Origin of the sequence: Proluteimonas luteida (assembly GCF_021191695.1) — a bacterium.
GTDB classification, from domain to species: domain Bacteria; phylum Pseudomonadota; class Gammaproteobacteria; order Xanthomonadales; family Xanthomonadaceae; genus Luteimonas; species Luteimonas luteida.
Genome location: NZ_JAIWPT010000007.1, coordinates 179,677 through 190,888 on the forward strand (window position 1 = coordinate 179,677; position 11,212 = coordinate 190,888).

Consider the following 11,212-nt stretch of genomic DNA (forward strand, 5'->3'; position numbering starts at 1 on the left):
CCCGGGAGGACGCGCGATGACCGCCGCCGGTCTCGATGGCGCGCCGCCCGCCGCGCCACGCCGCGGCTCCCTGCACGGGCTCGTGGTGCTGGACATCACCCGGGTCGTGGCCGGTCCCTACTGCGCGATGATCCTGGCCGACCTGGGCGCGCGGGTGATCAAGGTCGAGCATCCCGACGATCCGGACTACGTCCGCGATTTTCCGCCGTTCGTCGGCGAGGGAGACCAACGCTTCAGTGCCTTCTTCGCGCAGTACAACCGACACAAGCAGGGCATCACCCTGAACCTCAAGCACGAGGCCGGCCGCGAACTGCTGAAGAAACTGGTGGCCCGCGCCGACGTGCTGGTGGAGAACTTCCGCCCCGGCACGATGCAGCGTTTCGGCGTGGGCTACGAGGTGCTGCGCGAAGCGAATCCCCGGCTGGTCTACGCGGCGATCAGCGGCTTCGGCCAGACCGGTCCGAACGCGCGCAAGCCCGGGTTCGACAACAGCGGCCAGGCCACCGGCGGGCTGTGGTCGATGAACGGGTTCCCGGACCGGCCGCCGGTGCGCGTGGGCACGATCGTCGGCGACGTGTCCGCCACCCTGTTCGCCACCATCGGCGTGCTGGCCGCGGTGCGCGAAGCCGAGCGCACGGGGCTGGGGCAGATGGTCGACGTGTCGCAGCAGGATGCGGTCCTCGCGCTGACCGAGAACGCGGTGGTCAAGTACACCGTCGACGGCGAGATCGCCGGCCCACTCGGCAACGAGCATCCGTTCGTGCGGCCCTACGGGCAGTTTCCGTGCAGGGACGGCCACGTCTTCTTCGGCGGCTACAACGACAAGCTGTGGGCGCTGTCGTGCCGCAAGTTCGGCACGCCCGAGCTGATCTCCGACCCGGAGATCGACACGATGGCCAAGCGTTTCGACCCGGCGGTGTATGCGCGCCGCGTCAAGCCGGTCGTGGAGGCGTGGTTCCGGGAACGCGGCAAGGCCGAACTGGAGGCCCTGGCGGGCGACGACATTCCGCTGTGCGCGGTGAAGAACATCAAGGAGGTGGTCGAGGATCCGCATGTCGCCGCGCGCGACATGATCGTCGACGTCGAGTATCCGCAAGGCCGGGTCGGCATGTTCGGCACGCCGATCAAGCTCTCCGGCACGCCGGCGGAGGCACGCGGGCACGCGCCGCGGCCCGGCCAGCACAACGCCGAAGTCTATGCGGACCTGCTGGGCATCGACGCGGAAGAACTGCGGCGTCTCAGGGCGCTGGGCGCAGTGTGATGGGCGCATGCTGACGGGAGCACGCTGATGGGAATCGCCTACGAGGTGTCCGACGGCATCGCGATGGTCCGTTTCGACCGTCCGAAGAAACTCAACGCGCTGACGCTCGCGATGTACCGTGAGCTCGGGGACGCGTTCATCGCCGCGCGCGACGACCCGCGCGTGCGCGTGGTGATCCTGACCGCCAGCGGCCAGCGCGCGTTCTGCGTCGGCGCCGACCTCGGCGAGTCGATTCCCGCGCTGATGGAGGACAGGTTCGACATCTCGCAATGGGACGACGCCCACCTCAAGAACCTGCGGCTCTACAAGCCGGTACTGTGCGCGATCAACGGCCTGTGCCTGGGCGGCGGCTTCGAGATCATGCTGGGCACCGACATCCGCATCGCGGCCGAGCACGCGACGTTCGCGCTGCCGGAGCCGTCGCTGGGCATCGTGCCGGCGGGCGGCACGCTGGTACGCCTGGTCCGGCAGATTCCCTACGCGCACGCGATGGAGCTGCTGCTCACCGCCAACGGCTTCAGCGCGCACGAGCTGCTCGCCAAGGGGCTGATCAACCGCGTCGTGCCGGCGGCGGAGCTGATGCCGCAGACGCTGGCGCTCGCCGAGCGGATCAAGGCGCTCAGCCCGACCGCCCTGGCCGTGATCAAGGAGTCGGTGCACCGCCTCGCCCACCTGCCGGAGGCAGAGGCGTTCGCCGAGGAGGCCCGGCTCGGCCAGCGCGCCTTCACCAGCGACGACGCACGGCGCGGGCTGGCCGCGTTCGCGCGGAAGCAGACCCCGGTTTTCGATTGATCCCCGGTTCCCCCCGGAACGACCTCCAGGACCGCCATGAACGCCACCAGCCGCATCCCCGGTTTCTACAAGCTCGACCCGGACAGCCGCTTCCGCAGGATCGTCGAAGCCAGCGGATTGCCCGCCGACCAGCTGCGACCGCTGCAGGAGAAAGACGCCGCGATGGCCGCGATCGCCGACCGCATGATCGAGAACGCGGTGGGAACTATCGCGATTCCGCTGGGCATCGCCGCCAACTTCCTGATCGACGGCACCGACCACCTGGTGCCGATGGCCACCGAGGAGCCCTCGGTGGTCGCGGCCGCGAGCAACGCGGCGCTGATCGCCCGCGAGCGCGGCGGCTTCCACACCTCCGGCACCGCGCCGGTGATGATCGCGCAGGTGCAGATCCTCGACGTGGCCGACCCCCAGGGCGCGCGCCTGCGCCTGCTGGAGGCGCGCGACGAACTGCTCGAACTGGCGAACGCGCAGGACCCGCTGCTGGTCGAACTCGGCGGCGGCGCCCGCGACATCGAGGTACGGCTGGTCGAATCGGGCGACTTCCGCTGCGTGGTCGTGCACCTGCAGGTCGACGTCCGCGACGCGATGGGCGCGAACGCGGTCAACACCATGGCCGAGGCGCTGGCGCCGCGGATCGCCGCGATCGCGCGCGGGCGCAGCCTGCTGCGGATCCTGTCCAACAAGGCCGACCTGCGCCTGGTGCGCGCCCGCGCGGTCTTCGACGCGGAGAAGCTCGGCGGAGCGGACGTCGTCGACGGCATCGTCGACGCCTATCGCTTCGCCGCCGCCGATCCATACCGGGCTGCGACCCACAACAAGGGCATCATGAACGGCATCTCCGCGGTGGTGCTGGCGACCGGCAACGACACCCGCGCGGTCGAGGCCGGCGCGCACTGCCACGCCTGCCGCGACGGGCGCTATACCTCGCTGTCGCATTTCGAGAAGGACGCCGACGGACACCTGGTCGGATCGATCGAGCTGCCGCTCGCGCTGGGACTGGTGGGCGGCGCAACCAGGACCCACCCGACGGCGCAGGCCGCGGTGACCTTGCTGGGCGTCCGCAGTGCCACCCACCTGGGCAGGATCACCGCGGCCGTGGGACTGGCGCAGAACACGGCCGCGCTGCGCGCGCTGGCGACCGAGGGCATCCAGCGCGGCCACATGTCGCTGCACGCGCGCAACGTCGCGGCCGCCGCGGGCGCCGTCGAGGACGAGATCGGCGCGCTGGTGGAGCGCATGGTCGCCGACGGTCATGTGCGGCTGGATCGCGCCCGGCAGCTCCTGGCCGAACTCAGGCCGGAGCCGGAACCGCATCGGCAGTGATCTCCAGTGCCCTGCCGGCGTACGAACCGGATGGGCGCGGGTCGCTCAACGGCCGGGCGGTGGAGCGACAGCCTGCCGGAGGGTCACGAGGAAGGTCGCGGCGCGGGGCGCGGCCCGAACAGCGCGGTGCCGACCCGGACCAGCGTCGCGCCCTCGGCGATCGCCAGTTCCAGGTCGTCGCTCATGCCCATCGACAGCGTGTCGATCGCCGGATCCTGGCCGGCCACGGTGTCGAACAGGCGCCGCATCCGCGCGAACGCATCGCGCCGGCGCGACGGCTCGGCATGCGGCGCGGGAATCGCCATCAGTCCGCGCAGGCGCAGCATCGGCGCGGCGCGTATCGCCGCGACCAGCGCCGGCACCTCCGCCGGCTGGCAGCCGTGCTTGCTCGATTCGTCGTCGATGTTGACCTGCACCAGCACGTTCAGCGGCCCACGCGCTGCGGGGCGGTGCGCGGCCAGCGCATCGACCAGTTTCGGCCGGTCGACGGTCTGCACCCAGTCGAACAGGGTGGCGGCGAGCCTGGCCTTGTTCGACTGCAGGTGGCCGATCAGGTGCCATTCCAGGCCCAGCCCGGCCAGCGCCTCGATCTTGCCCGCGGCCTCCTGCACGTAGTTCTCGCCGAACGCCCGCTGCCCGGCAGCCGCCAGCGCGCCCAGTTCGGCGGCGCTGCGGGTCTTGCCGACCGCCAGCAGGCGCGCCGGCACTGGCCGGCCGGCCCGTCGGCTGGCGTTGTCGATGCGTAGCAGGACGGCATCCAGGGCAGGGGCGGGGGTAGGGTCGGGCACGTGTCGCGATCCGTGTGAATGGGCTGGTTTTGGGCCGGGAATACCGGTCTATACTGCCGCCGGGGACAGGGCAGCGCCAACCAGCGGACCGGCGCCGCGCCCTGTGGCATTCAGCAGCATCATGGGGAGTCGCATGGATATCGCCGAACTGTTGGCGTTCTCGGTCAAGAACAAGGCATCGGACCTGCATCTGTCGGCAGGCCTGCCGCCGATGATCCGGGTCGATGGCGACGTGCGCCGGATCAACATTCCCGCGCTCGAGCACAAGCAGGTGCACGCGCTGATCTACGACATCATGTCGGACAAGCAGCGCCGCGACTACGAGGAATTCCTCGAGGTCGACTTCTCGTTCGAGATCCCGGGCCTGGCGCGCTTCCGCGTCAACGCGTTCAACCAGAACCGCGGCGCCGGCGCGGTGTTCCGCACCATTCCCTCCGAGGTGCTGACCCTCGAGGACCTCAACACGCCGCCGATCTTCCGCCAGCTGATCGACCAGCCGCAGGGCCTGATCCTGGTCACCGGCCCGACCGGCTCGGGCAAGTCGACCACGCTCGCGGCGATGCTCGACCACATCAACAAGAACGAATACGCGCACATCCTCTCGGTCGAGGATCCGATCGAGTTCGTGCACACCTCGCAGAAGTGCCTGATCAACCAGCGCGAGGTGCACCGCGACACCCACGGCTTCAACGAGGCGCTGCGCTCGGCGCTGCGCGAGGATCCCGACTACATCCTGGTCGGCGAGCTGCGCGACCTGGAGACGATCCGCCTGGCGCTGACCGCCGCCGAGACCGGCCATCTGGTGTTCGGCACGCTGCACACCTCCAGCGCGGCCAAGACCATCGACCGCATCATCGACGTGTTCCCCGCCGGCGAGAAGCCGATGGTGCGCTCGATGCTGTCGGAGTCGCTGCGCGCGGTGATCTCGCAGGCGCTGCTGAAGAAGGTCGGCGGCGGGCGTACCGCGGCCTGGGAGATCATGGTCGGCACCCCGGCCATCCGCAATCTGATCCGCGAGGACAAGGTCGCGCAGATGTACTCGGCGATCCAGACCGGCCAGTCGGTCGGCATGATGACCCTCGACCAGCATCTGCAGGACCTGGTCAAGCGCGGCCTGATCACGCGGCCGCACGCCAAGGAATACGCCAAGGACAAGCGGCTGTTCGAGTGAGTTCGAACAGACGCCGGGATTCGGGAATCGGGATTAGAACAAGCCAGGCTTCGCGATCGGGATGGATTCGCTCTTTCGAATCCCGAATCCCGAATCCCGAATCCCGGCTCCAACGGAGCCACTCATGAGCAGCATCGATTTCACCTCGTTCCTCAAGCTGATGGCGCACCAGAAGGCGTCGGACCTGTTCATCACCGCCGGCATGCCGCCGTCGATGAAGGTCCACGGCAAGATCTCGCCGATCACCCAGAACCCGCTGACGCCGCAACAGGCGCGCGATCTGGTGCTCAACGTGATGACGCCGGCCCAGCGCGAGGAATTCGAGAAGACCCACGAGTGCAACTTCGCGATCGGCGTGGCCGGGGTGGGGCGCTTCCGCATCTCGTGCTTCTACCAGCGCAACCAGGTCGGCATGGTGCTGCGCCGCATCGAGACGCACATCCCCAGCATCGAAGAGCTGAATCTGCCGCCGATCATCAAGACGCTGGCGATGACCAAGCGCGGCATCGTGATCTTCGTCGGCGCCACCGGCACCGGCAAGTCGACGTCGCTGGCGGCGATGATCGGTTACCGCAACCAGAACTCGACCGGCCACATCATCACCATCGAGGACCCGATCGAATTCGTGCACAAGCACGCCGGCTGCATCATCACCCAGCGCGAGGTCGGCATCGACACCGACAGCTGGGAGAATGCGCTGAAGAACACCCTGCGCCAGGCGCCGGACGTGATCATGATCGGCGAGGTGCGCACCCGCGAGGGCATGGACCACGCCATCGCCTTCGCCGAGACCGGCCACCTGGTGCTGTGCACGCTGCACGCCAACAACGCCAACCAGGCGATGGACCGCATCATCAACTTCTTTCCCGAGGACCGTCGCAGCCAGCTGCTGATGGACCTGTCGCTGAACCTCAAGGGTGTGGTCGCCCAGCAGCTGATCCCCACGCCCGACGGCAAGTCGCGGCGCGCGGCGATGGAGATCCTGCTCGGCACGCCGCTGGTCCAGGACTACATCCGCGACGGCGAGATCCACAAGCTCAAGGAAGTCATGAAGGAGTCGACCAACCTCGGCATGAAGACCTTCGACCAGGCGCTGTTCGAGCTCTACCAGGCCGGCGAGATCTCCTACGAGGACGCGCTGCGCTACGCCGACTCCGCCAACGAGGTGCGCCTGCGCATCAAGCTGGCCCAGGGCGGCGACGCGCGCACGCTGGCACAGGGGCTCGATGGCGTCGAGGTGGCGGAGGTCCGCTGACGCCGCGCTTCCCCGGCGGGATCGCCGGCAGTCGGTAGGCCCGGGCCGGGAAGGCCGCGCCGGCCGCGCAGTCGGGGCATTTCGGCAGCAGCAAAGGCCCGTGCAGGCGGGCCCGCTTGCCTTGTAATCCGCCGCAGCGGACCCGGACAGTCGCCGGCCAGTGCCTCCAGGTGCTGCGGTGCGGCAGTGCCGGCACGAGGCCACTGTCGGGCGCCACGCAACACAGCATTCCCGCAGCCGGTGCCGGCACGCTGCTATCGTGCGCCGGTCTTGTCGCCAACTTGATCCCCGACAGGGGACAATGCCGCGTTCATTCCCGAATCCCAAGGAGATCCGCAGATGGCCTACACCCTCCCCAAGCTTGGTTACGCCTACGACGCGCTCGAGCCGAACATCGACGCCGAGACGATGGAGATCCACTACACCAAGCACCACCAGACCTACATCAACAACGCCAATGCCGCGCTCGAAGGCACCGGCTGGGAAGACCGGTCGCCGGAAGACGTCATCGCCAACCTCGACAAGCTGCCCGAGGACAAGCGCACGGCGCTGCGCAACAATGCCGGCGGCCATGCCAACCACTCGCTGTTCTGGACGGTCATGTCGCCCAAGGGCGGCGGCAATCCGGTCGGCGACGTCGCCAAGCACATCGACAGCGACCTCGGCGGTTTCGATGCGTTCAAGGAAGCCTTCACCAAGGCCGCGTTGACCCGCTTCGGCAGCGGCTGGGCGTGGCTCACCGTCGACAAGGCCGGCAAGCTGGCGGTGGAAAGCACTGCCAACCAGGACAGCCCGCTGACCCAGGGCGTGGGTTCGGGCAACACCCCGGTGCTCGGCCTCGACGTCTGGGAGCACGCCTACTACCTGAAGTACCAGAACCGTCGTCCCGAATACATCGCCGCGTTCTACAACGTCGTCGACTGGGACGAGGTCGAGCGTCGCTACCAGGAAGCGGTCAAGGGCTGAGCCTGCGGCACCGTGCCTGGATTCCGGCCGCGCAAGCGGCCGGAATGCGTTTCGCCGCGCGGATGGCGGCCCGTCATCGCCACATGCGCTCCGCGAGTCCTGGATCGACCGGCGCTAACTGCGGGCGAGCTTCCGCGCCACCGGGCAATCCGGCCGATGCGCGCCGGGCAGGTAGCCCAGGCTCATCAGGAACTCGCCGGTGATCTCGCCGCCGGTGAAGCGAAAGGTTCGCTTGAACAGCTTGACCCACGAGGCCTTGTCGCGCGGCTTTCCTTCTTCGCTGGCGTGCGCGTCCAGCCACCGGGCGAATCCGCCATGCGAGGTGCGCATTTCCTGGATGACCTGCGCATTGTGGATCGCGGCATCCACCTTCATGCGGTTGCGGATGATGCCCGGATCGCCCAGCAGCCGCGCGCGATCGGTTTCGTCGAACGCGGCGACGGTATCGACATCGAAGCCGGCATAGGCCGCGCGGAACCCGGCGCGTTTCTTCAGCACCGTCTCCCAGCTCAGCCCGGCCTGGTTGATCTCCAGCAGCAGGCGTTCGAACAGCACCGACTCGTCGCGCTGCGGGAATCCGTACTCGGTGTCGTGGTAGGGGCCGTGCAGCGGATGGCCCGGGGCGAAGTCGCAATAGCCGCTCATCGGCGCAGCATAGTGAATCGGGCGCGACATGCCCATCGGGATCGTCCCGGGTTGCGTGCGCCCGCGTCGCCACGCCACCATGCGGCAACGCCCAGCAGGAATCGCCGATGGAAATCGCCCACCGCCGCGTGGCCACGGTCCACTTCACGCTGTCCGACGACAGCGGGCAGCGCATTACCACCACCCACGGACACGATCCGCTGGTCTACATGCACGGGACCGGCACGATCATCCAGGGGCTGGAGCAGGCGCTGGAAGGGCGGCAGGCGGGCGACCGGTTCTCGGTCGACATTCCGCCGGAGCGCGGTTTCGGTCCGCGCCACGATGGACTGGTGCAGCGCCTGCCGAGGTCGACGTTCACCGGCCGCGGCATCCCCGCGGTCGGCGAGAAACTGCGCGCCCAGACCGAGAAGGGGCCGCTGGATGTCGTGGTGACCGCGATCGATGCCGATTCGATCACCGTCGACGGCAACAATCCGCTGGCCGGCCGCCCGCTGCATGCCGAGGTCGAAGTGGTCGCGGTCCGCGTGGCCACGCCGCAGGAGATCCAGTTCGGGCTTTGACCGATGCCGGACTTCGTCGCCCTCGGCCAGGCCTATGCCGCGTTGCCCGCGCACCTGGCGGTGCTGTGGGGGCTGGGCTTCTTCGCCGGCCTGTATGGCGTGCTGTGCGGCGGCACCTGGCTGCTGACGCGGTATCTGCTGCCGGCGCTGGGTATCGGACATCGCATCGATGCCACCCCCTTGCGCCCCGGGCAGCTGCGGCACGAGATCGCCGGCTCCGCGGTCTCGATCCTGATCTTCGGCATCGGCAGCGTGATTCCGTGGTGGTTCCTGCAGGCCGGCTGGGCGCGGCTGGCCAGCGACCCGGGGCCGCTGCGGGTACTGCTGGAAGCTGCGGCGCTGCTGGTCTGGAACGACGTGCACTTCTACCTCAACCACCGGCTGCTGCACACGCGGCCACTGCGGCGCTATCACCAGCAGCACCATCGCTCGCGCGTGCCGACGCCGTTCGCGACCTACAGTTTCCACCCGCTGGAAGCGGTGCTGCTGGGCAACGTGATCCTGCTGCCGATGCTGGTCCACGACTTCAGTTTCGCCGCGTTGCTGTCGCTGCCGGTCCTGAGCCTGCTGCTCAACAACCTGGGGCACAGCAACTACGACTTCCGGCCCGCGGCCGGCCATGACAGCTGGCTGGCCGCGAGCCGCCGCCACCATCTGCATCACACCCGCTACCACGGCAACTACGGGTTCCTGCTCAACTTCATGGACCGCTGGTGCGGCACCCGGCTTCCCGACGATGCGGGACCGGCCTGCATGCCGCATGAAGGCGCGTGATGCCGCGATGCGGCCGGCCTCGCTAGAATGCAGGCATGCCACCGGTGCCCACGCCACTCGCCAACCAGTTGCTGATCGCGCTGCCCTCGCTCGCCGATCCGGACTTCTCGCGTTCCGTCGCGCTGATCTGCCAGCACGATGGCGACGGCGCGATGGGCGTGGTCGTCAACCGGCCGTCGGAGTACACCATCGGCGAAGTCCTCGAACAGATGGGCATCGTGCTGGTCGACCAGCGCCTGCGTGACCGGCGGGTGCTGGCCGGTGGCCCGGTACATCCCGAGCGCGGGTTCGTGCTGCACGATGGCGGAAAACGCTGGGATTCCAGTCTCGAGATCGCCGACGGCCTCTTCGTCACGACGTCGCGCGACGTGCTCGAGGCGATGGCCTGCGGCCAAGGGCCGGACAACGCCGTCGTCGCCCTGGGATGCGCGGGGTGGGGCGCGGGCCAGCTGGAGCGCGAGTTGACCGAAAACAGCTGGATCACCGCGCCGGCCGATGCCCAGTTGCTGTTCGACACCGCGCTGGAATCGCGCTGGCAGGCCGCCGCGGGCCGCATCGGTGTCGACATGATGCATCTGGCGGACTACGCCGGCCACGCATGACCGGCGACGGCATCCGCCGCGACGGCACGGTGCTCGGCTTCGATGTCGGCTCGCGGCGCATCGGCGTCGCGGTCGGCAGCGCGTTCGGGCATGGTGCACGCGCGCTGGCCGTCATCGACGTGCATGGCGAACAGGTCGACTGGCCGGCCATCGACCGCCTGCACCGGGAGTGGCGGCCGGACGGCATGATCGTCGGCGACCCGATGACGCTCGACGGCGGCGACCAGCCGATCCGCGCCCGCGCCCGCGCGTTCGCCGCCGAACTCAAGGCACGTTACCGCGTGGCCGTGGTGCTGGTGGACGAGCGCTCCAGCTCGATCGAGGCCGCCCAGCGGTTCGCGGCCGAACGTGCGGCAGGGCGTCGCAAGCGGCGCGATGCCGCCGCGCTCGATGCCGTCGCCGCCGCCGTCATCGTCGAGCGCTGGCTCGCCGCTCCGGATGACGCCACGCCGGTGTGAGGTCGCCACATCGGTTGTCGGAATTCCGTTTCATCTGCAATCGAGGCTTGCGGTTCGCGCGCGGTGCGCGCACAATTCGCCCCCCGCCGATTCGTGCCGCAAGGTTCGGCTGGCGGGGTCCGGGAACGGAGCGGCACAGGTCTTCACGAGGTGTTGACGTTCCCGGAAACCGCGCTAAGATGTGCGGCTCGCTTCAGCGGAAAGGACTTCGGTCCGGCAGCTGAAGCGGAGGCAAAAATCTCCACCTTCGGGTGTTGACGGACGCCAAAACCGCGCTAGAATGGGCGGCTCGCTTCGGAGGAAACGACGGGGCATCGGAAGGCAGGCGCTGAGGCCGCTTTCCGCAGATCTTTGACAGTGTGCGCAGGTAACTTGTGCGGACGTCTGGTCGGTGGATAACTGTCCATCAGCAGACGTTCTAACAGAGCAACAAGTCAATTCAATAGCAGCAATGCTAGCGAGTAATTTGGGGCTCAGGCAGACGACTGCACTCAAAGCATTGGCGAAGTCCTTCGGGACGGAGCCGAAACATTTAAGTGAAGAGTTTGATCCTGGCTCAGAGTGAACGCTGGCGGCAGGCCTAACACATGCAAGTCGAACGGCAGCACAGGGGA

General features: G+C 68.4%; 12 protein-coding genes and 1 rRNA gene. 11 read left to right on the forward strand and 2 right to left on the reverse strand.

Annotated elements, in window-relative coordinates:
* Nucleotides 1–16: 16 nt before the first annotated feature.
* From LDO26_RS08325 to LDO26_RS08335, 3 genes are read left to right on the forward strand one after another with little or no spacing between them, the layout of a single operon-like run.
* Complete coding sequence (locus LDO26_RS08325; RefSeq protein ID WP_232130622.1) at nucleotides 17–1,261, forward strand: CaiB/BaiF CoA transferase family protein; 1,245 nt, start codon at nucleotides 17–19, stop codon at nucleotides 1,259–1,261.
* A gap of 27 nt (nucleotides 1,262–1,288) precedes the next feature.
* Nucleotides 1,289–2,053 (forward strand): enoyl-CoA hydratase/isomerase family protein, encoded by a 765-nt coding sequence (locus LDO26_RS08330; protein WP_232130623.1) that lies wholly within the window; start codon nucleotides 1,289–1,291, stop codon nucleotides 2,051–2,053.
* A gap of 36 nt (nucleotides 2,054–2,089) precedes the next feature.
* A complete protein-coding gene (locus LDO26_RS08335) occupies nucleotides 2,090–3,376 on the forward strand; it encodes a hydroxymethylglutaryl-CoA reductase, degradative (protein ID WP_232130624.1) in 1,287 nt (428 codons plus the stop codon).
* 83 nt (nucleotides 3,377–3,459) lie between these two features.
* Here LDO26_RS08335 and LDO26_RS08340 read toward each other — a convergent pair whose 3' ends face one another.
* Nucleotides 3,460–4,137, reverse strand: coding sequence for a YggS family pyridoxal phosphate-dependent enzyme (locus LDO26_RS08340; protein WP_255682113.1), 678 nt, complete (start codon nucleotides 4,135–4,137; stop codon nucleotides 3,460–3,462).
* Nucleotides 4,138–4,297: 160 nt separating this feature from the next.
* Between LDO26_RS08340 and LDO26_RS08345 the strand changes: the two genes are divergently transcribed.
* The 3 genes from LDO26_RS08345 to LDO26_RS08355 all read left to right on the forward strand — a co-directional run bounded on the left by LDO26_RS08345 (nucleotide 4,298) and on the right by LDO26_RS08355 (nucleotide 7,556).
* Complete coding sequence (locus LDO26_RS08345; protein WP_180545844.1) at nucleotides 4,298–5,335, forward strand: type IV pilus twitching motility protein PilT; 1,038 nt, start codon at nucleotides 4,298–4,300, stop codon at nucleotides 5,333–5,335.
* Nucleotides 5,336–5,459: 124 nt separating this feature from the next.
* Entirely contained in the window at nucleotides 5,460–6,590 is a 1,131-nt protein-coding gene (locus tag LDO26_RS08350; RefSeq protein WP_232130626.1) for a PilT/PilU family type 4a pilus ATPase, read from the forward strand.
* Nucleotides 6,591–6,929: 339 nt separating this feature from the next.
* Complete coding sequence (locus LDO26_RS08355) at nucleotides 6,930–7,556, forward strand: superoxide dismutase (protein WP_232130627.1); 627 nt, start codon at nucleotides 6,930–6,932, stop codon at nucleotides 7,554–7,556.
* Between the two features lie 114 nt (nucleotides 7,557–7,670).
* Here the strand turns inward: LDO26_RS08355 and LDO26_RS08360 are convergent, their stop codons facing one another.
* On the reverse strand, nucleotides 7,671–8,201 hold the full coding sequence (locus LDO26_RS08360; protein WP_232130639.1) for a DNA-3-methyladenine glycosylase I: 531 nt from the start codon (nucleotides 8,199–8,201) through the stop codon (nucleotides 7,671–7,673).
* Between the two features lie 107 nt (nucleotides 8,202–8,308).
* Between LDO26_RS08360 and LDO26_RS08365 the strand changes: the two genes are divergently transcribed.
* From LDO26_RS08365 to LDO26_RS08385, 5 genes are all read left to right on the forward strand, one after another.
* Complete coding sequence (locus LDO26_RS08365) at nucleotides 8,309–8,764, forward strand: FKBP-type peptidyl-prolyl cis-trans isomerase (RefSeq protein ID WP_232130628.1); 456 nt, start codon at nucleotides 8,309–8,311, stop codon at nucleotides 8,762–8,764.
* A 3-nt stretch (nucleotides 8,765–8,767) separates the two neighbouring features.
* Nucleotides 8,768–9,538, forward strand: a complete 771-nt coding sequence (locus LDO26_RS08370) for a sterol desaturase family protein (RefSeq protein WP_232130629.1) — start codon at nucleotides 8,768–8,770, stop codon at nucleotides 9,536–9,538.
* Nucleotides 9,539–9,573: 35 nt separating this feature from the next.
* Entirely contained in the window at nucleotides 9,574–10,140 is a 567-nt protein-coding gene (locus LDO26_RS08375; RefSeq protein WP_232130630.1) for a YqgE/AlgH family protein, read from the forward strand.
* A complete protein-coding gene (ruvX, locus tag LDO26_RS08380; RefSeq protein ID WP_232130631.1) occupies nucleotides 10,137–10,598 on the forward strand; it encodes a Holliday junction resolvase RuvX in 462 nt (153 codons plus the stop codon). Before LDO26_RS08375 ends, ruvX begins: the two co-directional genes overlap by 4 nt.
* Before the next feature lie 533 nt (nucleotides 10,599–11,131).
* A 16S ribosomal RNA gene (locus tag LDO26_RS08385) occupies nucleotides 11,132–11,212 on the forward strand; the annotation flags it as partial.

Coding starts and splice junctions, on each gene's coding strand:
- LDO26_RS08325 (WP_232130622.1), top strand. CDS start 17: ATGACCGCCGCCGGTCTCGATGGCGCGCCGCCCGCCGCGCCACGCCGC.
- LDO26_RS08330 (WP_232130623.1), top strand. CDS start 1,289: ATGGGAATCGCCTACGAGGTGTCCGACGGCATCGCGATGGTCCGTTTC.
- LDO26_RS08335 (WP_232130624.1), top strand. CDS start 2,090: ATGAACGCCACCAGCCGCATCCCCGGTTTCTACAAGCTCGACCCGGAC.
- LDO26_RS08345 (WP_180545844.1), top strand. CDS start 4,298: ATGGATATCGCCGAACTGTTGGCGTTCTCGGTCAAGAACAAGGCATCG.
- LDO26_RS08350 (WP_232130626.1), top strand. CDS start 5,460: ATGAGCAGCATCGATTTCACCTCGTTCCTCAAGCTGATGGCGCACCAG.
- LDO26_RS08355 (WP_232130627.1), top strand. CDS start 6,930: ATGGCCTACACCCTCCCCAAGCTTGGTTACGCCTACGACGCGCTCGAG.
- LDO26_RS08360 (WP_232130639.1), bottom strand. CDS start 8,201: ATGAGCGGCTATTGCGACTTCGCCCCGGGCCATCCGCTGCACGGCCCC.
- LDO26_RS08365 (WP_232130628.1), top strand. CDS start 8,309: ATGGAAATCGCCCACCGCCGCGTGGCCACGGTCCACTTCACGCTGTCC.
- LDO26_RS08370 (WP_232130629.1), top strand. CDS start 8,768: ATGCCGGACTTCGTCGCCCTCGGCCAGGCCTATGCCGCGTTGCCCGCG.
- LDO26_RS08375 (WP_232130630.1), top strand. CDS start 9,574: ATGCCACCGGTGCCCACGCCACTCGCCAACCAGTTGCTGATCGCGCTG.
- ruvX (WP_232130631.1), top strand. CDS start 10,137: ATGACCGGCGACGGCATCCGCCGCGACGGCACGGTGCTCGGCTTCGAT.